Genomic DNA, 25,652 nt, shown 5'->3' with positions numbered 1-25,652 from the left:
CCACCATGCGCAAGCCGGCAATATCGACCAGCAAGGCGGCATCACGGTCGCACCCGAAACCGGCAGCTGCGCTGTTCGACGCCTACCCTGCCCCGGTCAAGGCCAGGCTGCTGGCGCTGCGGCGCCTGATCTTCGAGACCGCGAAGGCGACCAAAGGCGTCGGCGCGCTGGAAGAGACCTTGAAATGGGGCCAGCCGAGCTACCTCACGCCTGAAACCGGCAGCGGCAGCACGGTCCGGATCGATCAGGTGAAGCCGGCCGCCGACCAGGTCGCGGTCTACTTCCACTGCCAGACCAATCTGGTCGAGACCTTCCGCGAGCTCTATCCCGAGCTCAGCTACAGCGGCAACCGCGCCATCCTGCTCGATGTCGCCGGCAAGCTGCCGGAGCCCGCGCTGCGCCACTGCGTGGCGCTGGCGCTGACTTATCATCTAAGGCGGAAAACCGACCGCTGATACCTGCTCATCGTCGTTGCGAGCGAAGCGAAGCAATCCATGCTTCAGCGTATGCGGGACGATGGATTGCTTCGTCGCTTCGCTCCTCGCAATGACGCTGTGGCAACGGTCCAGCCTACGCCACCAGCGCCGTCGCGACGCGCTGCGCCTTGAGCAGGCTGATAACCTCGGCGTTCGGCCGGGCGCGGCTGAACAGAAAGCCCTGGCCCTCGTGGCACCCTTCGGCGCGCAGGCAGCTCAACTCCGCCTCGGTCTCGACGCCCTCCGCGGTGATGGTGACGCCGAGCCCGATGCCGAGACTGACGATCGAACGCACGATCGCCTGCGCGTCCGGGTTCGCGCCGAGGTCGCGCACGAACGACTGGTCGATCTTGATCTTGTCGAACGGAAAGCTGCGCAGATAGCTGAGACTCGAATAGCCGGTGCCGAAATCGTCCATCGACATCCGCACCCCAAGCGCACGCAGCGCATGGAGCGTCGCCAGCACCTGGCTGCTCTTCTCAAGCAGCAGCGTCTCGGTGATCTCGAGCTCGAGCCGCCGCGCCGGCAGGCCGGATTGCCGCAGCGCGTCGGTGACCAGCGCCAGCAGATTGCCGGTACGGAACTGCAGCGGCGACAGATTGACCGCGACGCGCACGTCGTCAGGCCATTGCGCCGCGTCCATGCAGGCGCGATGCAGCATCAGCGCGCCCAGCGGATTGATCAACCCGGTCTCCTCGGCCACCGGGATGAACTCACCCGGCGAGATCATGCCGCGCTCCGGATGCGGCCAGCGCACCAGCGCCTCGAAGCCGGTGATGCGTCCGGTCGCAAGATCGACCAGCGGCTGGTAATAGGGCCGTAGGCCTTCGTTCTGTATCGCATCGCGCAGGTCGATCTCGATCTTGCGGCGGCTTTGGGCGCGCGCGTCCATCTCCGCCTCGAAGAAGGAGAAGGTGCCGCGGAATTCGCTCTTGGCGCGCGACAAGGCCATGTCGGCGCTCTTCAGGAGCTTTTCGGAATCCTCGCCGTCGCCGGGCGACATCGCGATCCCGATGCTGGCGCCGATCACCACCGAATGCCCCTCGAGCAGATAGGGCTCGCCGATCGCGTCCAAAATCCGCCGCGCCAGCAGCACCGCGTCCTCGGGCCGCATCACGCCGCCCTGCACGATGGTGAACTCATCGGAGTTGAGACGGGCCAGCGCGTCTTCCTCGCGCAGCGTCGAGCGCAGGCGCTTTGCGACCGCGCGCAGCAGCTTGTCGCCGATGCCATGACCGAGGGTCTCGTTGACCGCCTTGAAATTGTCGAGACCCAGCATCAGCACCGCGACCTTGTCGGTCGAGCGGCGGGTGTGCTGCAGCATCTCGTCCATCTGCTGGCGCAGCAGATTGCGGTTGGGCAAGCCGGTCAGGCTGTCGTGCTGGGCCATGAAGGCGAGCCGCGCCTCGGCGCGCTTGCGTTCGGTGATGTCCATCAGCGCGAGCAGCATCGCGGGCTGGTCACCATGCATCAGCTGGCGCGAATAGATCGCAAGGTCGATCAGCGTGCCGTCGGCGCGCACATGCTTCCAGGTCCGCGCCGCCTGCTCGTCGCTGCTGCGGCCCGCCGCCCAGGGCAGCTCGGCATCGAACGCCTGCAGGCTCCTGATCGTCATCCGCTCGAATTCGGCGCGGACGTAGCCGTAATGCGCGATCGCGGCGTCGTTGACCGCGAGGATCCGCTCGCCGTCGAGCGCGCACAGGATCATCGGCACCGGATTGCCGTCGAACAGCAGGCGGAACGACGCCTCGCGCTGCTTCAGTTCGGTGATGTCGACGCGCAGGCCGACGATGCCGCCATCCGAGGTCAGCCGCTCCTCGATCAGCACCACACGGCCGTCGGCCAGCACCTGCTCGTGCCGCTCGCCCGGCTGGTACATCTTCCTGAGCCGCTCGGCGATCCACGCCTCCTCGCGGCCGGCAGCCTCGGGGTAGTCGCCGCGCGCGACGCCGACGCGGATGGTGTCTTCGAGGCGCGCGCCGTGCTCGAACAGATCGGAGCTGCGCTTGTAGATTTCCGAGTATTTCTTGTTCCAGAGCGTGTAGCGGCCTTCGGGGTCGAGGAACACGATGCCCTGCGGCAGGATGTCGATCGCCTCACGCAGCCGCGCGTTGGACTTGCGCGCCTCGGCGATCGCCGCCTCGGCCTGCGCGCGCTGGCGCACCAGTTCGCCGATCTCGACCGCGGGGCGGCGCGATCTGCCCGACACTTTCGGCATCGGTGTGGGACGACGGCCCCGAGGACGGGACAGTTTGGCCTGGTTCGGTTTCTTGGTGTTTTTCTTCGGCCGCATCATCGGTGTCGCACGCCCCACGCGCATTCCAGTTCGGCGATATATCTGCGATAAGTCTCTGAAAAATTGGTATCTCTTGGCGAGTAGCTGCGCTGCCCGAGAAGCCCTTGCATGCCTGCTTTGCAGGCGAATTCACGCCGGGCGCGAGTTAGCTTCCGGTGCGCCAGCGGCGCACGGCACAGATTCACAGCATGGAAGCGCCTGCGCTTGGTGAAGGAAGCGTAAACCGGCGCGCGATTGCACAATGAATGCGCCGAAGGCGCTTCAAGCGCACCAATGTTTGTCAGCGTGCGGCAGGGTTATCGCGCGGTTAAGCCGCGGTGCGCCTCGGCCATCGCATTTTGCCGGATCATACCTTAGTTGGTGATCTCGATCCGCGTGCCGCCGCGGCCGTTGCGCTCGACCAGCCCATAGAGCATTGCGGCGTGCGAGGGATGCAGGCGCACGCAGCCATGCGAGGCCGGCCCGCCAAGGCGCGTGAGTTCGTATGTTCCGTGAATGGCAAAACCGCCATGGAAGAAGATCGAATGCGGCATCGGCGAGTTATAGTACTTCTTCGAGTACCAGCGGCGCGCCAGCATCTGCGGGCGGAACACTCCGCTCGGCGTGCCATAGCCGCGGCGGCCGGTCGACACCGGCCAGTTGTAGCGTCTCGCGCCGTCGACGCTGACCGCCATGCGCTGCGATGATTTATCGATGTGAACGACGACGTCGGCCCGCGCCGGGGAGAGCGCCAATATCGACGCAGCTATCGCGGCGGCAAATGCCGGCCGTACGCACGATACGCTTGTCACAATTACGCCTACCCTGAAATTATTGCGGACATGATGTCGCCCACAACGTGCGCTTGTAAAGTGGCGTGGCTCACGTCGGAGCCTGGAAGCCGCGGGTAATCTTAATCCACCCTGTGGGCGATCAAGCGAATGGGATGAAAGCGCGGTCCGCCTGCTCCGAATCCATGCTAGCCTTGCGCCGACAGAGTGATCCGCATGACACCCCGCCTGCGTCTGTTCCCACTCCTGATCTTAGCCCTCGTCGCCTGCACCATCTCCGCGCGGGCGCAGGACAGGGGCTCGCTCAATCCACAGCCGCTGCCGCCGCTCGCCAACCCTGACGATCCAAAGATCGGGGCGAAGCAGCTGTTCGCGCGCAAGGTTTTGCCGGCGGCGCTGCCGACCCGGTCGATCGGCGGCTACACCAAGGGTTGTCTCGCCGGCGCCGCGCAGATGCCGCTCAACGGCGAGACCTGGCAGGTGATGCGCTTGTCGCGCAACCGCTACTGGGGTCACCCCAACATGATCGCGCTGCTCAAGCGGCTGGCGGCCAACGCGCACAAGGACGCCGGCTGGCCGGGTATCCTGGTCGGCGATATCGGCCAGCCGCGCGGCGGCCCCGCGCTCTCCGGTCATGCCAGCCACCAGATCGGACTCGACGCCGATATCTGGCTGACGCCGATGCCCGATCGCAAATTGTCGCGCGAGGACCGCGAGGAGATGTCGGCGGTGATGATGGTGCGCGACGACCGGCTCGACATCGATCCGCGCGTCTTCACGCCGGGCCATGTGCTGGTCATCCGCGACGCGGCGCGGGAGCCGGCGGTGCAGCGCATCTTCGTCAATCCCGCGATCAAGAAGGCGCTGTGCCGCGAGGCCAAGGGCGATCGCGGCTGGCTGTCGAAGATCCGGCCGTGGTGGGGCCACGACTACCACTTCCACATTCGCATGCGATGTCCGCCCGGCAGCCCTGGCTGCGAGGGACAGAAGCCGCAAGCGGAGGGCGAAGGCTGCAAGCCGTCCGATCTCGCCTTCTGGTTCAAGGATTCGGTGCTGCACCCGAAGCCTCCGCCGAAGCCGCCGAAACCCCGCCCGCCGATGACGCTGGCGCAGATGCCGGCTGACTGCAGGACGGTGCTGAACGCCCCCGACGCCAAACAGCAGCTGCCAGGGCAATAACATCTTCGTCAGGCGGCTATGCCGGCCGCTTCGAACTGCGATATGATCTCGTGCCGTTGCGCCGTAAGCGCGTTCGGGCGATGGATCGGGGCGGCTGATCTATTTATCCGTCATCATGAATGGACCAGACATGCGCAAATCGCTCCTCGCGGCATCGCTGCTGCTCGTCTCGGCTCCCGCTTTCGCGGCGGAGGAGCCGAGCGGCTGCGACAAGTTCAAATGGTCGATCGAGCGCGCACGCGCCGCGCTGACCGCGCCCGATCATGCCAAGGTCGTATCGGGAAGCGAGCAGACCGCGCTGCCGGCGACCGCGATCACGCTGGCGCTGGTGGCCCCCGGCGACGCCAAATTGCCGATCCCGCCGGAGCGCGCGCCGAAGGAAGGCACCTTCGCCGGCTTCACCAGCTTCAAGGCCGCGCCGAAGGCCGGGATCTATACCGTCAGCCTGTCGGCCGGGGCCTGGGTCGACCTGGTGCAGGACGGGCATTTCCTGAAGCCCAAGGCGTTCAGCGGCGCGACCGATTGCGACGGTATCCGCAAGACCGTGAAATATGACCTCGCCGCCAGCCCCTTCGTGCTGCAGGTCAGCGGCTCAAAAGAGAATTCGCTGTCGATCGCGATCCAGCCGTCGGACGAATAGGACGCGTTAGACAAAGGGTCGCCTTTACCGTAAGCCTCAGCCTGCTATGTTTGCAGTGCGATATCCCTGAGGACCGTAAGTCCGTCGGGGACCAGCGGAACAGCGCTTCCGTCCGTCGCAGGCCAGACCTCACCCAACGCCTGATTTGCGCGCCGGTTCGCGCGTGAACTCGCACGGAGCGCTTTCCATGTCACGACTTTCAATTTCAAGGCTTGCCGGACTTTTCACTGCCTTCGTCATCCTGCTCGGCGCGATGCATTCGCCCGCGAGCGCCGAGGACAAGACGCTCACCGTCTTTGCCGCCGCCTCGATGAAGAATGCGCTCGACGACATCGATGCAGCCTACACCGCCAAGACCGGCGTCAAGGTCACCGCCAGCTATGCCGCGAGTTCGGCACTGGCAAAACAGATCGAGCAGGGCGCGCCGGCCGACGTGTTCGTCTCCGCCGACACCGACTGGATGGACTATGCGATCAAGCAGAAGAACATCAATGAGCAGACGCGGGTGAACCTGCTCGGCAACTCGATCGTGCTGATCGCGCCGAAGGATTCCAAGATCGACAACGTCAACATCGGACCCGGCTTCGATCTCGCCAAGCTCGCCGGCGACGGCAGGATCGCAACCGGCGACGTCAAGGCGGTGCCGGTCGGCAAATACGCCAAGGCCGCGCTGGAGAAGCTCGGCGCCTGGCAGGCGGCCGAGCCAAAATTCGCGATGGCCGAGAGCGTCCGCGCCGCATTGACGCTGGTGGCGCGCGGCGAAGCCGTGCTCGGCATCGTCTACTCGACCGACGCCAAGGTCGAGCCGGGCGTCAAGATCGTCGGCACCTTCCCGGCCGACACCCATCCGGCCATCATCTATCCGGTCGCGGCGACCACGACCGCGAAGGGCGAGACCGCCGAGTATCTCGCCTTCCTGCGCTCCTCGACGGCGAAGACGATCCTCGAGAAGTACGGCTTCAAGTTCCTGATCAGCCCGACGACCTAAGCGCGTGTTTGAGATCTCGCCGGCCGAATGGACGGCGATCCTGCTGTCGCTGCGGGTCGCCGTCATCGCAACACTGGTGGCGACCCCGTTCGGCATCGCGCTCGCCTGGCTGCTGGCGCGGCGCGATTTCTGGGGCAAGTCGCTGCTCGATGCCGCCGTGCATCTGCCGCTGGTGCTGCCGCCCGTCGTTACCGGCTATCTGCTGCTGCTGACCTTCGGCAGGCGCGGCCTGGTCGGCGGCTGGCTGGCCGACCATCTCGGCATCGTGTTCGCGTTCCGCTGGACCGGCGCTGCGCTCGCCTGCGGCGTGATGTCGTTTCCGCTTCTGGTGCGGCCGATCCGTCTCTCGATCGAGGCGGTCGACCGCCGCCTTGAGCAGGCGGCCGAGACACTCGGCGCCGCGCCCTGGCGGGTGTTCGCAACCGTGACGCTGCCGCTGGCGCTGCCCGGCGTGCTGGCCGGCATGGTGCTCGGTTTTGCCAAGGCGATCGGCGAGTTCGGCGCGACCATCACCTTCGTCTCCAACATTCCCGGCGAGACCCAGACCATTTCGTCGGCGATCTATTCGCTGATCCAGACGCCGGATGGCGACACCGCCGCCGCGCGGCTCGTGATCATCTCGATCGTGCTCGCGGTCGGCGCACTGGTCGCGGCTGAAGTGTTCGCGCGCCGCGCCACCGCGCGCCTGCATGGGCAATAGCCATGCTGCGCGTCGACATCACCAAGCAGCTCGGCGAGTTCTCGCTTGCGGCCTCGTTCACCAGCGAGGGCCGCGTCACCGGCCTGTTCGGCGCGTCCGGCTCCGGCAAGACCTCGCTGATCAACACCATCGCGGGGCTGTTGCGTCCTGACCGCGGCACCATCGTGATCGACGGCGAGACTGTCGACGATACCGCGACCGGCATCCACGTCCCGACCTGGCGCCGCCGCATCGGTTACGTGTTCCAGGACGCGCGGCTGTTTCCGCATCTCGACGTCGGGCAGAACCTCGACTACGGCCGCCGCATGAACGGCCTCACCGAGGATCCCGCGCAACACCGGCGCGTCGTCGACCTGCTCGACATCGGCGCCCTGCTCGACCGCCGTCCCGGAAAGCTCTCCGGCGGCGAGCGCCAGCGCGTCGCGCTCGGCCGGGCGCTGCTGTCCAAGCCGCGGCTGCTGCTGCTCGACGAGCCGCTGGGCGCGCTCGACGAAAGCCGCAAGCTCGAGATCCTGCCCTATCTGGTCCGGCTGCGCGACGAAGCCGGCGTCCCGATGGTCTATGTCAGCCACGACGCGGCCGAGCTGCGCCAGCTCGCCACCCAGATCGTGATGCTGCGCCGCGGCCAGGTGACCGCGTTCGGCGGTGTCAAGGTGCTGACGGCGGGCGCGTAGCTGGCCGTTTTTCCGAAAGTCGGCATAAGATAGCCTATCTTGTCTGCTAGGCCCGCATCGGGACGTCCGATCGGGCATGGGGAAGGGTGAATTGTGCGACTGACTGGCTGGGTGTTGCTGCTGATCGGCGGGCTGCTGTGCGCCACGATTTCGTGGGCCGCGCTCGGCTTCCTGCTGATGGGCGTCGGCCTGATCGCGCTGCAGGTCGCCGAGCGGGGCCGGCGTCCGGCCGATGCTGCCGTGCCGGCCGGCGTCTCGGGATTTACCCCGCCTCACCTCAGCGACGGGCTGCAGCCGCCGACCCTCGACCCGGTCGCAGGCCAGGATACCGGGCAGCGTCAGCCGCGCCGGGTGGCCTGGCCCGACAAGAACAACGACGCGCCCTACGATCGCGAGGCGTGGCGGCGGCTGGTCGAGAGCGATCCCGACCTCGCCCAAATCGCCAATGTGCTCGCCGATTACGGCCCGCAATATGTCGATGAGCTGGCGGCGAGCTATCTGGCCGCCCCCGACAAGGGCCGTTTGGCGGCGATCGTCGACGGCATCGTCGCGCGCGCCCGCGACGGTCAGGCGGTCCCGCTGCCGCCCGTGCCAGCCGAAGCATCGCGGCCACCGCCGTTGCCGCCCCGGCCAGCGCCGAAGCCGGTGACCGCCCCTGCCGCCAAGCCGGCGACTTCGCCGAGCAATTCCGCCGATGCGCTGGAAGCGTCCCTGCTCGCCACGGTCGAGGAGGCTTCCGCCAGGATCGCCGCCGAACGTGCGGGTCTCTTCAAGCCTGCCAAGGAGATTAACAAGGAGCTTAACAAGGAGCCCGGCGAGGCAACCGACAGCCGGCCGCAGGCGGCGGGCCAGCGGCAACCGCTATTCGGTCGCGCCCCCCGGGACGCCAAACCCGCCGAGCCGCCGCCAGTGCCAGCCTCGCCGCCGCCAATGCCAGCGGCACCGCCGCCGATGCCGGCCGACACGCCCGCCGATCTCGAAGCATCGCTGATCGCCGCCGTCAGCGAGGCCGCCGTCCGGCGGGCGGACGCCAAGGACACCCCCAAACCGGCGCTGGAGCCCGCGCCGTCGCCGGCGAAACGCGAGCCCGAGATTGGTAGCGTCGCGCCTGCCTCTCCACCGGCACCACCTGCGAAGACACCACCTGCGAAGACACCTGCCGACAATCTCGACGAGACGCTGCTCGCGGCGCTGGCCGAGATTTCCGGTCAGAAAATCAAAGGCGAGCCCAAGCCGGACTCAGCGTCCAAGGGCCCATCCGGTCCGCCGGACGACGGGCTGTCCGACATGATCAAGAAGTTCGCCCCGGATTCGAACTTCCTGCGCAAGACGTAACGGCGCGGCTCAGACCCCCGCCACCGACGCCCAGATATCGGCGAGCTTGCGCTTGACGATCTGCATCCGCGTTTGCGGCGCGACCTTTTCCTCTTCCTCCGGCAGGCGCAGGCCGACCACGTTGACGCGGCCGCCGCTGATGCTGCGCGCCACCAGCACGATCTCGTCGAGCGCCAGTTCGGCCCCTTCCTTCGGCGCGCGGTCGAGATTGACGTCGAAATAGTCGGCGAGCGTCAGCTTGGCCTGGTGCTCGTCGACCTTGACGCCGTAGATCTCGGCGAGCTCGCCGAGCGTATGCTCCGCCGACACCATGAAGTCGCCGAGCAGATGCGGATCGGGCGCGCTCGACGGCGCCATGTCGACGAAGAAGCGATCGAGCGCCTCGGCGCGCTTCGGCGGCGCCAGCAGGTAGATGTAGTCGCCGGGCGCGACCGGATCGGCCTCGGTCGGCGTCAGGATCCGCTCGTCGCGGATCACCAGCGTCGGCTTCGACCAGGAGGGGATCAGCCCGCGGCGGAAGTACAGGCTCTTCGGCCGCACCGGATAACCGACCAGCTGCTGCTCGAGCTGGCCCGGCAGATCGAGCTCGACACGGCGCGGGCCGCGTTCGGCGCGCGGCAGCGCGACATGCAGCCGCCGCGCCGCCGGCGCCAGCGTCCAGCCCTGCAACAGCAGCGAGATGATGACGACGACGAAGGCGACGTCAAAATAGAGATAGGCCTTCGACAGCCCGACCAGCATCGGGATCGAGGCGAGGAAGATCGCGACCGCGCCGCGCAGCCCGGTCCAGGCGATGAAGACCTTCTCGCGCCAGTTGAACTTGAACGGTGCGAGGCAGATCAGGACCGCCAGCGGCCGCGCCACCAGCATCAGCGCGAACGCCACCAGCACGGCGCCGCCGGCGCTGGAGAGCAGGCGATGCGGCGAGACCAAGAGGCCGAGCAGCACGAACATCACGATCTGCGCCAGCCAGGTCGCGGCGTCGAGGAACGTCACCACCGAATTATGCGCGCGGGTCGGCCGGTTGCCGATGATGATACCGGCGAGATAGACCGCGAGGAATCCCGAGGCATGCACGATCTGCGAGCCGCCGAAGATCACCAATGCCGCGGTGGTGACGAACGGCGCATGCAGGCCCTGCGGCAGCGCCACATAGTTCAGCGCGATCACCACCAGCCGGCCGCCGATCACCCCGATGATGGCGCCGAACACGGCCTCCTGGATGAACTCCAGCGCGATGTGCGAGGCCGAGCTCTGGCCGATCGAGATGAACTCGACCAGCATCAAAGTGAGGAAGATCGCGAACGGATCGTTGGTGCCGGATTCCGCTTCCAGCGTCGCGCCGACGCGCGGGCGCAGGCGCAGGCCCTGGGTGTGCACCAGCAGGAACACGGCAGCCGCGTCGGTCGAGGCCACGACGGCGCCGACCAGCAATGACTCGGTCCAGTTGAGGTCGAGCACAAAACGGGCGACCGGCGCCGTGATCAGCGCAGTCAGCAGCACGCCGGCGGTCGCCAGCACCATCGAGGGCACCAGCACGGTGCGGATGCTGGCAAACCGCGTCTTCAATCCGCCGTCGAACAGGATCAGCGCCAGCGCCACCGAGCCGACCAGATAGGTGGTGCGGACGTCGTCGAACTGCAGCCGGCCTGGACCGGAATCGCCCGCCAGCATGCCGACCAGCAAGAACACCAGCAGCAAGGGGGCGCCGAACCGCAAGGCCAGCAGGCTCGACAGGATGCCGGCCATCACCAGCACCGCACCGAGCAGGATCGCTATACTGACGGAGTCGAGGGATGCCATGCGCCTTCGGAGGTCTCAAGGACTTGGGAGGTCTCAAATACTTGCAATTGCATCCTTATCGTCGCCACACTGGGACGCCAACCGATTTCTGACATGAGCGGCAATGTGCCCGGTCTCATCAGCCCTAGGTCGCCTCCACACTGTGTTGTATCGATGGTCGCGTGAGCGCCTTTGTGGGATTCTCGCTGGGCATTCGAATCACATTTGGCTGACCCGCACTGCAAGTTGAGAATTTGCCGATGGACATGAGCCTGAAGGACGTCCTGGAATCGATCCAAATGGCGGCGCGCTCGGTCGGCGCCGAGGTCGCCTCGCCCTGGTTCTATCTGCAGTTCGGCATCATCCTCGCCGCCGCAGGCCTCGCCTACGCCGCCGATACCGCCATTCATGCGCGGGTCGACATGGCGTCGCTGGCGATGCGCTGGCCGCTGCCGCTCCGGCACTTCGCCCGCGTGATGGTGAAGAGCGCCTCCACCGCCGTGTTCGCGGTCCTGATGATCATCTCGCGCATCGTGATGTGGCACGCGACCTGGCCGAGCCGCAGCTATCTGATCGCGGTCTCCGCCAAGCTGGCGCTGGCCTGGCTGGTGATCCGCCTCGTCACCTCGGTGATCGACAACGCCTTCATCGTCAAACTGGTCTCGATCGCGGCCTGGGTGGTCGCCGCCCTCAGCATCATCGGCCAGCTTGACTGGGCCGCCGAGACGCTGGATTCGTTCGCCGTCGTGGTGGGCGGTCTGCGGCTGACGCCGCTGCTGCTGATCAAGGCCGGCGCGCTGCTGATCGTGGCGCTGTGGCTGAGCAATATCGCCAGCAATTTCATCGACGGCCAGATCACCCGCTCGACCGACCTGACCCCGTCGATCCAGGTGTTGTTGGTCAAGATCATTCGCATCGGCCTGATGGTGGTCGCGGTCGCCATTGCCTTGAGCGCGGTCGGGATCAATCTGTCGGCGCTGGCGGTGCTGTCCGGCGCCGTCGGCGTCGGCATCGGTTTCGGCCTGCAGAAGATCGTCGCCAACTTCATCTCGGGTATCATCCTGCTGGTCGACAAGTCGGTGAAGCCGGGCGACCTCGTCACCATCGGCGACAGCCAGGGCCGCATCAGCGCGATGAAGACCCGCTACATCTCGGTCGCCGCCGGCGACGGCCGCGAGTTCCTGATCCCGAACGAGGACCTGGTGACGCAGAAGGTCACCAACTGGACCTACACCGACAAGAATACGCTGGTGAAGATCGCTTTCGCCGTCAACTACGACGCCGATCCAAGGCTGGTCTGCAAGCTCGCGATCGATACCGCCGCGGCCCACGCCCGCGCGCTCAAGGGCAAGCCGCCGAACTGCATCCTCACCGAATTCGCCGAGCTCGGCATGAAGTTCTCGCTGACCTTCTGGATTGCCGACCCTGACGGCATGGACAATGTGAAGAGCGACGTCATGCTGGCGCTGTGGGACGCCTTCAAGCAGCAGGGCATCCGGGTGCCCTACCCGGTGCGGGAACTCCGCATCCGCGGCGGCGCGCTGCCGGTCGAGAGCGTGGTCGAGGTCTCCAACTGACCCTCGAGCACAATCTTTTTGCAGGACCCGTGGCCGCTGTTCCGAATTGTGCCCGGAAATCAAGCCGTTTGGACATGTCCCCATGCCCAAGCTTGGCTTGCGCCGGGCGCGCCGATCATTAAATTAGGGCCTGAAATCAGCCCCTTGCCCGCAGAAACAGCCCGCCCATGAGCTATATCGACGCCACCGACACCTCGCTTCGCAAGACCGGCCAGATCAAGCTGCACGGACCGAGCGGCTTTGCCGGCATGCGCAAGGCGGGCGCCCTGGTGTCGAAATGCCTCGACGCGCTCACCGACATCGTCAAGCCGGGCATCCCGACTTCGGTCATCGACGAGTTCGTCCGCAAGTTCGCCTTCGATCACGGCGCCTATCCGGCGACGCTGATGTATCGCGGCTATCGCTACTCGACCTGCACCTCGATCAATCATGTGGTCTGCCACGGCATGCCGGGCGACCGGCCGCTGAAGGAAGGCGACATCGTCAATGTCGACGTCACCTTCATCGTCGACGGCTGGTACGGCGACTCCAGCCGCATGTATGCGATCGGCGCCATCGCGCGGAAGGCCGAGCGGCTGATCGAGGTGACCTATGAGGCGATGATGCGCGGCATCGCCGCGGTCAAGCCCGGCGCCACCACCGGCGATATCGGCCATGCCATCCAGAGCTTTGTCGAACCGCAGGGCATGAGCGTGGTGCGCGACTTCTGCGGCCACGGCCTCGGCCGCCTGTTCCACGACGAGCCGAACATCATCCATATCGGCCGCCCCGGCGAAGGCGCGCCGCTGAAGCCCGGCATGTTCTTCACCATCGAGCCGATGATCAATCTCGGCAAGCCGCATGTGAAGATCCTGTCCGACGGCTGGACCGCGGTGACCCGCGACCGTTCGCTGTCGGCACAGTTCGAGCACTCGGTCGGCGTCACCGCCGACGGCGTCGAGATCTTCACACTGTCCGAACGCCATGGCGAGAAGCCGTGGGTTCAAGTGTAGTCCTTGTTACCTCTCCCGCTTGCGGGGGCGAGACGAGCGAAGCTCGCTCTTAGGTCGGATCGCATCGATAGATGCGATCCGGGTGGGGGCTTTCCCCCTAAGAAGAATCTCGCTTGTGGCGACACCCCCACCCCGGCCCTCCCCCGCAAGCGGGAGAGGGAGCGCAGTCCCGACGCGGACGTTACACAAGCCAACCTCATCGAACTTTGGCGCGATCAATAGTCGCTCCGCGTGCGCTCGACGATCTCCTCGGGCGTGTGGTTCTCTCCGATCGACATCGCGCAGATCCGCGACAGATGCAGATAGGACAGCCCGGTCTCCTCCGCCCAGGCGTTGAACTGCGCCTGCACCCTGGCGAGATCGCGCTTCGACTTGACCTCCTCGGCGATATCGAGGCCGGCATCGCGCAGGCAGGCGACGACGTCGCGCGAGGTGACGAAGCCGTCCCAACCGAGGAAGCGCAGCAGCATCTGTCCGGTGTTGCCGCCGAGCCGGCTGCCGCGCTTCGTCAACAGCTCCAGCAGTCCGACCTCATCCGATGACGGCCAGGCGCTAAGGAATTTGCCGAAGCTGCCGTGCTCGCGCGCGATCTCCTGCACGAAGCGGCCGTTGTCGCGCACCGACATGATCTTGGCGCCGTTGCGCACGATCCTGGCGTCGCTGACGAGCTTCTCCCAGAATTCGTCGGGCTTGAAGGCGAGCTTGGCGGGCTGAAAGCCGAGGAAGGCCTCCTCGAAGCCCGGCCATTTGGCATCGATCACGCTCCAGGCAAATCCCGCGCAGAACACGCGCCTGGTCATCTCGGCCAGCACGCGGTCGTCGCCGAGCTTGGCCAGCGCCTTGGCGCCCGCCGGCGGCCGCAGCAGCTTCTCCAGCGCCTTCGGCCCGCCCTTGCGCTTCTCGGCGCGCGAGCGGATCACCTTGAATGATGTCACGCCGCCCTCCCCCTTTTTGCTCTCGAACCGTTGTCGCCAACGGTAATTCGCCGGTCGCGTCGTGGCAAACTGGGTAGCTGCATCGGCTCTTGCAAATCGCCGCGAGCACGGCATGGTTGTGGCCGATGCCCGCCAAAGCCAGTGACAGCCCCGATCAGCCCGACGAGACGCCACATTATCACGGCCATCGCGAGCGGCTGCGCGAGCGCTTCTATGCGGCCGGGCCCGACGCGCTGACCGACTATGAGCTGCTCGAAATGGCGCTGTTCGCCGCCATCCCGCGCCGCGACACCAAGCCGTTGGCCAAGGCGCTCTTGAAGAAGTTCGGCTCGTTCGCCGAGGTGGTGCACGCGCCGGTGGCGCGGCTGCGCGAGGTCGAGGGCGTCAGGGATGCCTCGATCAACCAGCTCAAGCTGCTCGCCGCCGCCGCCGGCCGGATCGCCAAGGGCGAGATCAGGCGCAACATCGCGCTGTCGTCCTGGAACGACGTCGTCGACTATTGCCGCACCGGCATGGCGTTCGCCGACAAGGAGCAGTTCCGCCTCCTGTTCCTCGACAAGCGCAACCAGCTGATCGCCGACGAGGTGCAGCAGACCGGCACCGTCGATCACACCCCGGTCTATCCGCGCGAGGTGATCAAGCGCGCGCTGGAATTGTCCGCCACCGCGCTGATCCTGGTGCACAACCACCCCACTACCCACCCTATGATCACGTTGGATCACGTTCAATACCGATGAATCATCAACGATATATCCGATTTTTTCTTCATTGCACACAGGGGGCGGCTATGGCAAATTGGGAGCGGTAAGAGGGGTTGAAAGCGGCTTTCCGATCCCAGCAAACGATCCCCGTTTCTCCTCGACCGATCCCAGTTGCGGCACAGGAGGAAACGCCATGCCAAGCCTGACCGACACCGCGATCCGACATGCGTTGAAGCGGGTGGAGCTAAGTCAGAAACAGGAAAATCTCGCCGACGGTGAAGGGCGCGGCACCGGCCGCCTCGTGCTTGTCCTCAAGCCCATGCCGAAGCGCGTCACCGCCGACTGGATGGCGCAGCAATGGCGCGATGGGAAGCGGACCAAGAAGAAGCTCGGGGCTTATCCCTCCATATCGCTCGCCCAGGCACGCGAAATATTCAAACGCGACTTCGCCGACGTCATCCAGAAGGGTCGCAGCATCAAGATCGCTACCGACACGCGCCCCGGCACCGTCGCTGATCTGTTCGAAGGCTATGTCGCCGCGCTCAAGGATGCGAGCAAGCCGTCCTGGAAGGAAACGGAAAAAGGCCTTAACAAGATCGCCGACACGCTCGGACGCAACCGCCTCGCTCGCGAGATCGAGGCCGAGGAAATCATCGAGCTGATCCGCCCGATCTACGAGCGCGGTGCCAAATCAATGGCCGACCATGTGCGCTCCTATCTCCATGCCGCCTTTAGCTGGGGCATGAAGTCTGACAACGACTATCGGCAGCAGTCTTCCAGACGCTTTCGACTCCCTTTCAATCCGGCAACCGGCATTCCTACCGAGCCTAAGATCCAGGGCACGCGCTGGCTTGACGAAGACGAGTTTGTGCAACTCTATCGCTGGCTGGAGAGCCCCGACACGCCGGTCCACCCCTCCTATCCCCGCGCGGTGCAACTCATCATGCTGACAGGGCAGCGCGTCGAGGAGATCGCGCGGTTTCATGTCAATCAATGGGACGCCAGTGAGCGAATCATCGACTGGTCGAAGACCAAGAACCTCCAGCCGCACGCTGTCCCAGTGCCATTGCTTGCCGCCGAGCTGATCGAAAAGATCAAGCCGAACGAGTATGGCTGGTTCTTCCCCTCCGCCAAGGACCCCTCGAAGCCTGTCAGCCACGGCACTCTTTATAGCTTTGTTTGGCGGCAGCGAGATCGCGGCGTGATTCCATATGCGACAAACCGCGATCTCCGGCGCACGTTCAAGACGCTCGCCGGCAAGGCAGGCGTGTCGAAGGAAATCCGCGATCGCCTCCAGAACCACGCGCTACAGGATGTCAGCTCCAAGCACTACGACCGCTGGCACTATATGATCGAGAAACGCGCTGGCATGGCGAAATGGGACAAATTCGTGCGCGCCATGCTGGCGAAGAAGCGACTGAAAGAGGCCGCATGAGCTCGCGGCCGCGAAAGCCCCCTCGCCGCAGCGATGCGCTCGGTTCCGCTGGCGAAGTGGACGCGCAAAGCTACACGGCGTTCGTCGGGGATCTGAAGCAGAAGATCGCGGCGGCACGCCACCGAGCCAGCTTGTCGATCAACCGCGAGCTAGTGACGCTCTACTGGACGATCGGGCGCGACATCCTGGAACGGCAGGAGCGCGAAGGTTGGGGTGCCCGGGTGGTCGACCGTCTGGCTGGCGATCTTCGCCTGGCTTTCCCGGAAATGACCGGTTTATCGCCCCGGAATCTGAAATACATGCGCTCGTTCGCCGAGGCCTGGCCCAACGGCGAATTTGTGCAACAGGTTGTTGCACTATTGCCATGGGGGCATAACGTCCGTTTGCTCGACGCCGTCAAAACGCAGGAAGAGCGCACCTGGTACGCGCGGCAGGCAATTGAACACGGCTGGAGTCGTAACGTTCTTGTCCATCAGATCGAAAGCAAGCTTTTTGCCCGGCAAGGAAGCGCCCTCACCAATTTCTCGCGAACCCTGCCCGCAGAGCAGTCCGAGCTTGCCCAACAAATCCTCAAAGACCCCTACACGTTCGACTTCCTCTCGCTTGGCCCAGACATGCTGGAGCGCGACCTCGAGCGTGGTTTGGTCGAGCATCTGCGTTCACTCATCCTCGAGCTCGGCAAGGGCTTCGCATTCGTCGGCAGCCAATATCACCTCGAAGTCGGCGGGCAGGATTACTACTTGGACCTTCTTTTCTATCATCTGCGTCTTCGCTGCTTCGTGGTGATCGAGCTGAAGATCGAAGACTTCAAACCCGAATTTGCGGGAAAGATGAACTTTTACCTCTCGGCCGTGGACGAGCAATTGCGCCATCCCGACGACAAACCGACCATCGGCATCATCTTGTGCAAAGGGCGCAACGAGGTGATCGTGGAATACGCGTTGCGAGACTCCAGCAAACCGATGGGGGTCGCCCAGTATCAGCTCTCGGCTGCGTTGCCGCCACAACTCGAGGATGCCCTCCCGACGGCCGCGGAGTTCGCGCGAGAATTTCCACTGATGTCCGTGGTCAAGCTACGCATCGAAATCGAGCGCGCGGTACGCGATCTCGCGGACAAGCGAGGCGTCGCTTTCGACCGGCCGACCGGCATCATGAAAATGCTCCGTGATCTGCATCGAAATGGATCGGTGCCAAGTAGCACAGAGCAGATGCTCGACGCCCTCCACACCATGAACGAAGCTACGCATGGCATGGATGTGGACCCGGAGACCGCTGAACGCGCCGTCGAAATCGGCACGATCTTCCTTGGGGAACTCCAGAAACTGAATACAGACGAGTAAGGTGCTTTTCGCGGCAAATCCGACACCGACAAAACCCCAGAAAGCACAGGACAATCTCGTGGAAGACAGCTGGCCGACGTGGCTCAAAATTATGGAGAACGGCGCCGTCGGAGAAGCGCGTACGCGTTCTTTTCTCATCGACCGGTTCTGGGTTCTCGAGCGGAGCGTAGATACCGACGGGGCCGATTTTCTCATACAGCGACGCACCACCACGCAGCGATTTACCGATAGAGTCCCGCCGCGCGTCGGAGTGATACAGGCAAAATATTTTCAGGATCGCCGCACAACGCACTACATTCCCAAAAGCTACGTGGTTGACGACAAAGGAATGCCGCTCGAAGGCTTCTTCGCGCTTCTTCACGTCGGCCGGGAGGACGACGGCGAGATGTACCTGCTGTCGGCCCGGCAAATCGTCAACACGCTATCCATCAGCAGCACCCATTCACCGGAAAGCTACGTCGTCGGCACGACTGCGCTCCAAGGCACTTTTAGAATTAATGCCCGTAAGCTCGCACTCGATCAGATCGAGCATAGCTTGAAGAGCCAGACCTACTACCAGTCGGCCGCCTTCCTGGACAAGCTCAACATTCCCTATCGGCGCTTCAGCGAAGACGACATCGACTTTCCTTGGACACTTCCGCTTCCGAACCCCGTCGGTGAAATCCCGAAGATGTTTGTTGAGCAAAAAGAGGAGCTCAGAAAGATCGTTTTCGACATGGAGGAGGTGTTGGGAGCCATCGACGCGGTCCTTACAGAAAAAGACCCGCGTCGAGCGCTCGAGCTGATGGACGCGCTGCGTTACCATGTCGATGGTTACGGCAAGATCACCTTCGGCGGCCGGGGAGACTTCAACTGGGGCGATTTTCCAGACGCCCTCGACACCCACGACCGCTGGCGCCAAGGCCTCCAGACAGACGGACTGCTAGAGCCTTACATCGCAATGGGCGATAAACTGCAAGTGGCTCTTGTATCCCATACAGCCGCTCATCCGCTAACCGATAAGGGCAGCTTCCTCCAGGCGATCATTGAATATGATCGGGATACGCTCAACGTCATTGAGCTGTCGGTCAAATCGGGCACGGCCGCCGAGAGGGAACCGGAAATCAAGACCCCCGGGCATGTCCGCATGGCAAGCTCGCTCGGCGAGTGGGTCCCACGCAAAATCAAACCGATGGACTACACGATCGAGAACGTCTGGTGGAATGTCATGCGCTACGTCATCGAAGAGCGCTATCCCGACCCACACTTCGACTAGCTTGCGGCAACTCCCTGCACGCGCAACGCCAGGGCCTTCGGCCCTGTTGTTGCTTGATCGCGAGATTGTCGCGTAGCCTCCGTGAGTCGCTTAACGGCGATCTAACCGGCGATAGTATCGCTTCTGTCCGTTACTCGGATCAACGTAGGTAAAGCAGTCCGCGAGACTATCAATGCTCTGCAACACCCCCAGCAAGGCGTAGGCGTTGAAAGGCGTCCCCGCGCCGGTCTCGTAGTGGCTGACGAAATTCCCAACGATCGATGGCACATGATGGTTTTGGAGATCGGCGATCTGCTGAGGCGTCAGCACACACCGATTGGCCGCATGATAAAGCTTCACGGCCTCGCCGATTGCGTCGATGTAGGTCGAAAGCGTCCGCTTGTCACCACGGGTGGCATAGTCCGGTGGAACAGGGATCTCCAACTTGGCGATAATCTGTCCCAGCTTGTATTCGAGATATTGCCGCAGGATCGGCGCACCAATATCGATCTGGCCAGCATTCAGGTGCTGCAACGCCTGCGCCTTGAGACGATCCGCCTCCTGGGCCGATACCATGAGCCGCCCCTTTGGAGGCATGCCTTGGAGCTTCTGGTGATGCCAATCCGCAGTGCCATTGAGCTTGTCGAAGTACTTCTCCAGGCTGGTGTCATGGCTCAGGAAAATGAACTGCAGCCCGTCCGGCACAGCGCCATAGCGTAGCAACGTCCGCACGGCGTCCATCAACGCGAACTGGTGACCAGCGTCAAAGCTCGATGTCACGTCGTCGAGCACCATGAAGCGCGGAACACCGCTGTGCTTGGTCGCGGCCGCGAAGAAAATCGCAGCCGCCACAGCGTTCCGATAGCTTTCCGAGAGTAGAGCCCGGGCACTGAGGTCCTGTAGGCCGAAGAAGTCCGCGAGCTTTAGATCAACGTTTTCGCTGTTCTGCGCGCGGCTCAGGGTCGGCTTCACATCGGGACCGCCTCGCACGAACCGGCCGAACAGATCCTGACAAGCGGTCTGAATCTCGCCAATCCGCTCGTTGGCCAGTTCGGCTTCGGCATCAGCAAAGCTTTGGCCGGCGCGCGTGATGAATGTCTTCCAGCGATTCAGAACCTTGAGCTTGTCCTGTTTCACCTTGAGCACCGGCTCGCCGCTCTCGTATTCCAGCACGGCATCGCGGAACTGCTTTGCGAAGCTGAGGATGCGGGTTACCTGCACCAATGAGGGAGGCAAGCGCGCCTGCAACGCGTCGGCCTCACCTCGCACCCGAGCAAGAGTTTCGCCACGCTGCGTTTCAAGAACCCCGAGGCGCGCCTTGATGATCTCCAGGTCGGAGGTCGCCAAATCCCCCTTCTTGGCGGCCAAATCGAACGCTACGTGCAAGCGATCACCCGTCGCGATCGCCATGGCCGGCGCCTCTTCAAGCTTGCGTAGCTTCGCGATCCCAGGCGCTGTGGCGACATCGTTGATGAGTTCGGCCCCGAGCTGAGCGGCTACATCGTATTTAGCGATCTTGCCTTCCAGCCGCGGCTTTAGAGCATCACTACCTTTCGCCTCGCAAACTGGGCATTGATTCGGGTCGTGCCAATCGGAGCCGGACACCACAGCCAGCGCATCGCGCAAAAGGGCGTGCAATGCTTCCGCGCCGACGCTGCGCACGGCCTCGTCTCTTCTTCCGGCCAACTCGAGCAGCCGATCAACGTCGGCCAATTCCTCTACCGTGACCTCAAGCCCCGCCAGCGACGTGGCGGAGGTCGTTAGCGTGTCCAGCGTCTTTCGCGCTTCGCCGCCTTCCTGTTTCTCGATCGCCAACTCTGCCGCTTCGAAATCGAGATCCATTACCGAGGCCTCGCCGATCAATGGCTTGAGCAAGGCGATGGCGGATAAGGCGGCGGTTACCGCCGCCTTCAGATCGGAGAGTTTATCGACGGCGGCGCTTCCCGCTCCGGCGACCTCGTCATGCGCCGCAATGACACGCCGCTCGATCGCACTCAACGCGCGCGCGCCTGTGGTCACCTCGGCATCAAGCGCGGAGAGGCCCAGATCACTGTTGACGTTCTGCGTTCGCTTGGCGCCGTCCAGAGCCTGACGTAGCCGGGAGTATCGGCTCAGTCCCACGAGCGATGCGAAAGAACGTCCCCGCTCCAAGGCGGAGATATCGATGAGCTTTGCGAACCGATTATAGTCGACGAGGACGAAATCCTCCTGCAGGCTCGCGAGGAACTGCTGCGGGTCGGCATGACCGCTCGGCGAAGTCACTAGGCGCGCACCGTTGGCAGCCCGCACCACCTTGATCGCCACATCTGGCGAGGCGTCATCGCTGGCGAATATCAGATCAACCGTCGCTTGCTGCCCGGGATGGAAGCGATTCACGATATAGCTGTCGCCCTGCTCGGCTTCCTGGAGCGCCTTCAGGCGCGGGACAATGCCGTGGATCGCGAAGCAAACGGCTTCGAATATGGAGCTTTTACCGACGCCGTTCGGCGCATGCACCGAGTTGACGGCGTCAGATTTGAACTTGAGGACGAGCGGGTCACCGTCATTATTGATCCCACGAAAACCCTCGATGGACAGGCTGCCCAGGAAATACCGCGTCATGCCTTGTCCTCGCCCAGAGGGATGGACATGCCATCAAGCGCATCCAGTACCGCCTTATGAAACTCGCCGATTGTTGCCCGGCTTGGCGCGGTGTCACCTCCCGAATCCAGCAGATGCAAATTGTCGAAGAGGATCTTCGCGCATTCGGGATCGATCTGTACAGCCTCGGCCCTAAACAAAGCGAGATTGTCCTCGAAAGTATTTTCCAGCTTAAACTTCATACGCTCCCCCGACTTCCGCCCAATGCACTTCTATTTGATTTCAGTGCGCGCGTGCAATTCTGCGACGATCAAGCGATTGCGTCTCATCATCAGGCTGTCTCTGTTTCGTTGTCGCTCTTGCGAAGCTTCCGCCATGCCGGAAGGATGAACGGCTGCCCATGATCGATCGGCACGCGCATGGTGGTCTCGCCATATTCACCCGGCGGCCCTAGTGCTACGACCTGACGGCTTTGATAGGAGAACGGCTCGTCCGGCGGTGCGACCGTGTAGCGCTCCGGCAATCGCCTCAGAACCGAGGTTCGATAAATCCAGATGTCGTTGCCCTTGAGAAGGACGATGAGCTGTCGCAGGCGCCGGCGAACCGCGATCTCCGTCGCGGGGGGAATGTCGACGAGAATATCTCGCTGCGACCAGGACAAGCCAACGAGGATATCGAAAAGCTCCTGCGCATAGGCTCCAGTTTCCTCATCGAGCGTTGTCTCGATAATGCAGGCCACGTCGTGCGAGCGGGCCGCCTCCGTATAGAGCGCGCCCTCGTCCGCTGTCGCACTGGCGATGTCATAGTCGTTGCGGGGGATGAGCCGGTCCTCATCTTCCATCAGCGCGGAAAGGACTTCCGGCGCACTTACGGTCGGCGTCATTTCCGAAAGCTCGGAGCCAAGGATAATGCGTTCACGATGAACTTGCAGCGCTTTTGCCAACCGTTCAGCCGTTGTCACTGCAATTGGCGCATTCTCATTCTCGATCATACGAAGCATGCGAATGCTGACACCGATTTCACTCGCCATTTCCTTTTGGGTCGACAGCCTTTCAAGCTGCTCCCTCAGGGCTTTCACCGCCTTCCCGTTCGGCACGACCTTCCTCATCTCAACCTCATCCCGTGTATTCGATGACTCAAAATTTACATGAGGGAGCCTGGCAGCGTGAGGCAGCCGACCGGAATCGGAGCGGCACACTGGCGGCAAACCAGCAAACTGGGCAATTCAACGTGCAGTACCCTTGACTAGGCATTTATGACCGGCCATTTATGACCGGTCAAGGAGACCTTTATCATGCTTCGTTACAATCCGGAGAAATTCGCCTCGCTCTCGGAGTCCGACATCGGTCAGCGGATTTGGTCGTTTCTTACGAAGCCCGCCACTATCGCTCGCTTGGAGACGGCCTCGGAGCTCGGAAAGCCTGCCGTCGAGGGCATCGAGGAGCAGCTTCTGGAGGAGTTTCGCGAAGATGTTCTGGTTGACCGCGTCAAGCAGATGGTCGGCCACATGGTCAGGCAGATATTGGAACAGCGCGATTGGGTTCTCGACCAAAGCGACGTGAAGGTTCAGTCGGTGCCCTTCAGCAAGGCGGCACGTTACAGGCGGCCCGATTGGATCACCTTCCATGCCTTCCGCAATACCAAAGACCCGCGCGACGTCGTCATCACCGACCGTCGGCAGAACGCGCCTCTGCCGAAAGACGCTCGCTGGACCTTCTACGCAACCTTTGCCAGCCCCTTGAAGGCGGCGGTTGCGTTCGGCGTCAATGACACCCCCAAACTTCGCCGACAAGTGCAGACCCACGGTTTTCACCGTGTCCACATCCCGCGAATGCTGCGACGCGCCTAATCCAGGAGAAATTGAAGGCATGATGCAGTTCAACGACAGGTGCGACAGAGCGGATACCCATCGCCGAACGCGAGCGGCCATCGCACGCTTTTATTGAGCCATAACGAGACCGCCAGATATGGAAACGTTCAACCTTGATCCCCGTCAACTTGCCCGGATCGAAGCCGTTCATCGCGGGTTCCTCTATCAGCACCTCTATGCCGCCGCGTGTCTGTTTGATGCTGCCCGGGCCGGTGTGACCCATGTCATCGTCGAGAATGATGAAGACGTCGAACTCGTCCAGCCTGACAGACGAATCTACCTACAAGTCAAAACTCGGGCATCTAACCTTATTCTAAGCGACATTGATGGCGCACTCTCAAGGTTCGCGGCTATTAGACAGGAGCACGAGGAAGGTCGACGGAGCGGTTCATGCCAGTTCGTCATAGTATCGAATAGTGCGCCTGGGCCGGAATTTGCCAAGCTTATCACAGGTAAAGAATGGCCGTCCGACACCAGGCTCCATTGGCCGCAATCACCGGCGGTAGACGAAGCCCTTCCCTTGCCGTGGAGGACCATCGCGGATGGTTTCGAGGCGTGCCGAGCGGCTGCCGAAACGCTTCCTTTTTCCGTATTGGCTCCAGAAACCCTCGTCTGGAAAATCGCTGGCCGGATGATGGCAGCAGCGGGTGGGATTGAGCCAAGCTCCAATCACACGTTCACGGTTGAGGAATTACCGGCACTCTTCGAGCAGCTTGTTGTCCAACTCCAAGATTTTCCTGCTCCGCCGCTTCGATATCGTCCGCAGGAACATGAACCAAATCTGGCAAATGGCCAACGCGTGCGGCTCGTCGTCGGCCTCTCCGGTGCAGGAAAGACGTCCTGGGTTTCTCAGACAGCTCTGCATACTTCTGACCGTCTGGCATATTACGATATTGCCGAGATATCCGGCCCTGCGCTGGCCAATGCCGTCGCACGCGAACTTGCAGCTCGCATCTTCGGATCGCGTGGCGGCAAGCTAGGCGAGATCTTGTTACCGGGCGCAAGCGGCACCGAAATCCTGTTTGCGATCGGTCGCCACCTAGCCGAGGACAAACTCACCGCGACTGTGGTGTTGGATAACGCGCATCGCATTGCAGCCGCGGATTTGGTTTCGCTGGTCGGGGCCTCCGATCAGCTGCAGTTTGTGCTTCTCGCCCAGCCCAGCGCAACGATCGCCCGAATCGAGGCAACGCTTGGCGTGAAGGCGGAGTTGCTTCTCGGCTGGTCCAATGAGACGGCCGCGGCCGAGGGAGCGTCGCTCGGATGCCGTGGGGATTTCTCAGACTATGAGCGCTTGTTGAAAATCACTGGTGGGCTGCCGCTCTACGTCCAGAATGCGCTGAAAATTGCGGCTGAAAGCTACGAGGGGGTGGTCACCCGAGTCTGCGCGGCGCTTGAGGACCGCACCCATATTGTCGAGACTGCGCAAGAACTTATTCTGTCAGATGTCTTCGACAGATTTAACGACCCTGAGCGCCGCGCTGTCGCGGCGCTCAGTCTCAGCGACGTCCCACTGACTCAATCCGAAGCCAGTGTCGTATTGAAGCGCGCCTTCGACCTCGAGCCGGAGATCGCGGCCACGGCATTCAGGCGATTGCGAACAAGCGGTACAATCCAGATTTTCGGTGTCGATCGTTTCAAGATTCACGATGCGATGAGACCGCTCGGCCGCACCTACCTGAGTGACGCCGGGGGTGAGCATCTGCAAAATGCACGCGAGGCCATTCGCGACCTCCTTATAAAGGCACTACCCAACGATCACGACCGTCAAAGAGTTTTTCTTCTCCTGAGGATGTTTGTCGCTCTTGGGAACGTGAAGCCTCTCGTTGAGATGGCCACCGACGAGATATTTCACGAACTAGTCATCTGGAACGGAAGTTCGTGACATTAGTTGATCGCTCGGATCTCTAGAGAGGAGAGCGCTCGTGGCGAATGCAGGTGTGAAAGGCCGGCCGATCGCGCCGTTGGTGCTGAGTTCGCAGGAGCGGGCGTACTTGGAGAGGCAAGTTCGTCGTCATCGTGTAGCCCGATCGCTATCTGAGCGATGCCGCGCGATCCTGCGGTGTGCAGATGGTCTGCCAAGCAAGTCTGTGGCTGCCGAACTTGGCATCCATGAACACACCGTCGGCAAGTGGCGCCGCCGATTCT

23 protein-coding genes are annotated in these 25,652 nt (G+C 63.1%); 16 read left to right on the top strand and 7 right to left on the bottom strand.

Features of this window, described 5'->3' with window-relative positions; all coding sequences use genetic code 11:
- Positions 1–5: 5 nt before the first annotated feature.
- Positions 6–455, top strand: coding sequence for a DUF1801 domain-containing protein (locus tag QJT82_RS25700; protein WP_051447847.1), 450 nt, complete (start codon positions 6–8; stop codon positions 453–455).
- Between the two features lie 115 nt (positions 456–570).
- Here QJT82_RS25700 and QJT82_RS25695 read toward each other — a convergent pair whose 3' ends face one another.
- Entirely contained in the window at positions 571–2,694 is a 2,124-nt protein-coding gene (locus QJT82_RS25695) for an EAL domain-containing protein (RefSeq protein ID WP_035631491.1), read from the bottom strand.
- A gap of 431 nt (positions 2,695–3,125) precedes the next feature.
- Positions 3,126–3,506, bottom strand: coding sequence for a L,D-transpeptidase (locus QJT82_RS25690; RefSeq protein ID WP_016843321.1), 381 nt, complete (start codon positions 3,504–3,506; stop codon positions 3,126–3,128).
- Positions 3,507–3,758: 252 nt separating this feature from the next.
- Between QJT82_RS25690 and mepA the strand changes: the two genes are divergently transcribed.
- From mepA to QJT82_RS25660, 6 genes are all read left to right on the top strand, one after another.
- Entirely contained in the window at positions 3,759–4,721 is a 963-nt protein-coding gene (gene mepA, locus QJT82_RS25685) for a penicillin-insensitive murein endopeptidase (RefSeq protein WP_028340448.1), read from the top strand.
- Between the two features lie 130 nt (positions 4,722–4,851).
- Positions 4,852–5,361: a hypothetical protein gene (locus tag QJT82_RS25680; RefSeq protein WP_028340447.1), complete on the top strand. Its 510-nt coding sequence runs from the start codon at positions 4,852–4,854 to the stop codon at positions 5,359–5,361.
- A 202-nt stretch (positions 5,362–5,563) separates the two neighbouring features.
- Complete coding sequence (gene modA / locus QJT82_RS25675; protein WP_028340446.1) at positions 5,564–6,349, top strand: molybdate ABC transporter substrate-binding protein; 786 nt, start codon at positions 5,564–5,566, stop codon at positions 6,347–6,349.
- Between the two features lie 4 nt (positions 6,350–6,353).
- A complete protein-coding gene (gene modB, locus QJT82_RS25670; RefSeq protein ID WP_028340445.1) occupies positions 6,354–7,049 on the top strand; it encodes a molybdate ABC transporter permease subunit in 696 nt (231 codons plus the stop codon).
- A 2-nt stretch (positions 7,050–7,051) separates the two neighbouring features.
- On the top strand, positions 7,052–7,723 hold the full coding sequence (gene modC, locus QJT82_RS25665; protein ID WP_028340444.1) for a molybdenum ABC transporter ATP-binding protein: 672 nt from the start codon (positions 7,052–7,054) through the stop codon (positions 7,721–7,723).
- Positions 7,724–7,816: 93 nt separating this feature from the next.
- Positions 7,817–9,058: a hypothetical protein gene (locus tag QJT82_RS25660; protein ID WP_155258467.1), complete on the top strand. Its 1,242-nt coding sequence runs from the start codon at positions 7,817–7,819 to the stop codon at positions 9,056–9,058.
- Positions 9,059–9,067: 9 nt separating this feature from the next.
- Here the strand turns inward: QJT82_RS25660 and QJT82_RS25655 are convergent, their stop codons facing one another.
- Positions 9,068–10,861 (bottom strand): potassium/proton antiporter, encoded by a 1,794-nt coding sequence (locus QJT82_RS25655; RefSeq protein WP_028340443.1) that lies wholly within the window; start codon positions 10,859–10,861, stop codon positions 9,068–9,070.
- Positions 10,862–11,100: 239 nt separating this feature from the next.
- On the opposite strand from QJT82_RS25655, the gene QJT82_RS25650 reads away from it, so the two are divergent.
- Positions 11,101–12,417, top strand: coding sequence for a mechanosensitive ion channel domain-containing protein (locus QJT82_RS25650; RefSeq protein WP_028340442.1), 1,317 nt, complete (start codon positions 11,101–11,103; stop codon positions 12,415–12,417).
- 167 nt (positions 12,418–12,584) lie between these two features.
- The gene (map, locus tag QJT82_RS25645; protein ID WP_028340441.1) at positions 12,585–13,409 is read left to right on the top strand and encodes a type I methionyl aminopeptidase; all 825 of its coding nucleotides are present in this window, start codon (positions 12,585–12,587) and stop codon (positions 13,407–13,409) included.
- Positions 13,410–13,624: 215 nt separating this feature from the next.
- Here map and QJT82_RS25640 read toward each other — a convergent pair whose 3' ends face one another.
- On the bottom strand, positions 13,625–14,344 hold the full coding sequence (locus QJT82_RS25640) for a DNA-3-methyladenine glycosylase I (protein ID WP_028340440.1): 720 nt from the start codon (positions 14,342–14,344) through the stop codon (positions 13,625–13,627).
- Positions 14,345–14,469: 125 nt separating this feature from the next.
- Between QJT82_RS25640 and radC the strand changes: the two genes are divergently transcribed.
- The 4 genes from radC to QJT82_RS25620 all read left to right on the top strand — a co-directional run bounded on the left by radC (position 14,470) and on the right by QJT82_RS25620 (position 19,075).
- Positions 14,470–15,081, top strand: a complete 612-nt coding sequence (radC, locus tag QJT82_RS25635) for a DNA repair protein RadC (RefSeq protein ID WP_264641756.1) — start codon at positions 14,470–14,472, stop codon at positions 15,079–15,081.
- Positions 15,082–15,238: 157 nt separating this feature from the next.
- The gene (locus tag QJT82_RS25630) at positions 15,239–16,480 is read left to right on the top strand and encodes a site-specific integrase (protein ID WP_011090895.1); all 1,242 of its coding nucleotides are present in this window, start codon (positions 15,239–15,241) and stop codon (positions 16,478–16,480) included.
- Positions 16,477–17,820 (top strand): PDDEXK nuclease domain-containing protein, encoded by a 1,344-nt coding sequence (locus QJT82_RS25625; protein ID WP_014498593.1) that lies wholly within the window; start codon positions 16,477–16,479, stop codon positions 17,818–17,820. Before QJT82_RS25630 ends, QJT82_RS25625 begins: the two co-directional genes overlap by 4 nt.
- A 58-nt stretch (positions 17,821–17,878) precedes the next feature.
- Positions 17,879–19,075, top strand: a complete 1,197-nt coding sequence (locus QJT82_RS25620; RefSeq protein WP_225163673.1) for a hypothetical protein — start codon at positions 17,879–17,881, stop codon at positions 19,073–19,075.
- Between the two features lie 90 nt (positions 19,076–19,165).
- Here QJT82_RS25620 and QJT82_RS25615 read toward each other — a convergent pair whose 3' ends face one another.
- From QJT82_RS25615 to QJT82_RS25605, 3 genes are all read right to left on the bottom strand, one after another.
- Positions 19,166–21,655 carry an AAA family ATPase gene (locus QJT82_RS25615; protein ID WP_011090898.1) on the bottom strand — a complete coding sequence of 830 codons (2,490 nt, stop codon included), beginning with the start codon at positions 21,653–21,655 and terminating at the stop codon, positions 19,166–19,168.
- Positions 21,652–21,876, bottom strand: a complete 225-nt coding sequence (locus tag QJT82_RS25610; RefSeq protein ID WP_014498594.1) for a hypothetical protein — start codon at positions 21,874–21,876, stop codon at positions 21,652–21,654. Before QJT82_RS25610 ends, QJT82_RS25615 begins: the two co-directional genes overlap by 4 nt.
- 89 nt (positions 21,877–21,965) lie before the next feature.
- Positions 21,966–22,742 (bottom strand): helix-turn-helix transcriptional regulator, encoded by a 777-nt coding sequence (locus QJT82_RS25605; RefSeq protein ID WP_014498595.1) that lies wholly within the window; start codon positions 22,740–22,742, stop codon positions 21,966–21,968.
- 186 nt (positions 22,743–22,928) lie between these two features.
- On the opposite strand from QJT82_RS25605, the gene QJT82_RS25600 reads away from it, so the two are divergent.
- From QJT82_RS25600 to QJT82_RS25590, 3 genes are all read left to right on the top strand, one after another.
- A complete protein-coding gene (locus QJT82_RS25600; protein WP_014498596.1) occupies positions 22,929–23,483 on the top strand; it encodes a hypothetical protein in 555 nt (184 codons plus the stop codon).
- Positions 23,484–23,601: 118 nt separating this feature from the next.
- Positions 23,602–25,389, top strand: coding sequence for an ATP-binding protein (locus tag QJT82_RS25595; RefSeq protein ID WP_014498597.1), 1,788 nt, complete (start codon positions 23,602–23,604; stop codon positions 25,387–25,389).
- Positions 25,390–25,429: 40 nt separating this feature from the next.
- Positions 25,430–25,652 (top strand): helix-turn-helix domain-containing protein (locus QJT82_RS25590; RefSeq protein ID WP_281446662.1); only part of this gene is annotated, 223 nt, incomplete at its 3' end.

The organism is Bradyrhizobium sp. Mp19 (assembly GCF_029952935.1).
In the GTDB taxonomy this organism is placed as follows: domain Bacteria; phylum Pseudomonadota; class Alphaproteobacteria; order Rhizobiales; family Xanthobacteraceae; genus Bradyrhizobium; species Bradyrhizobium elkanii.
The sequence above is the reverse complement of the archived record's forward strand: the minus strand, read 5'-3'. Positions and strand labels throughout refer to the sequence as shown.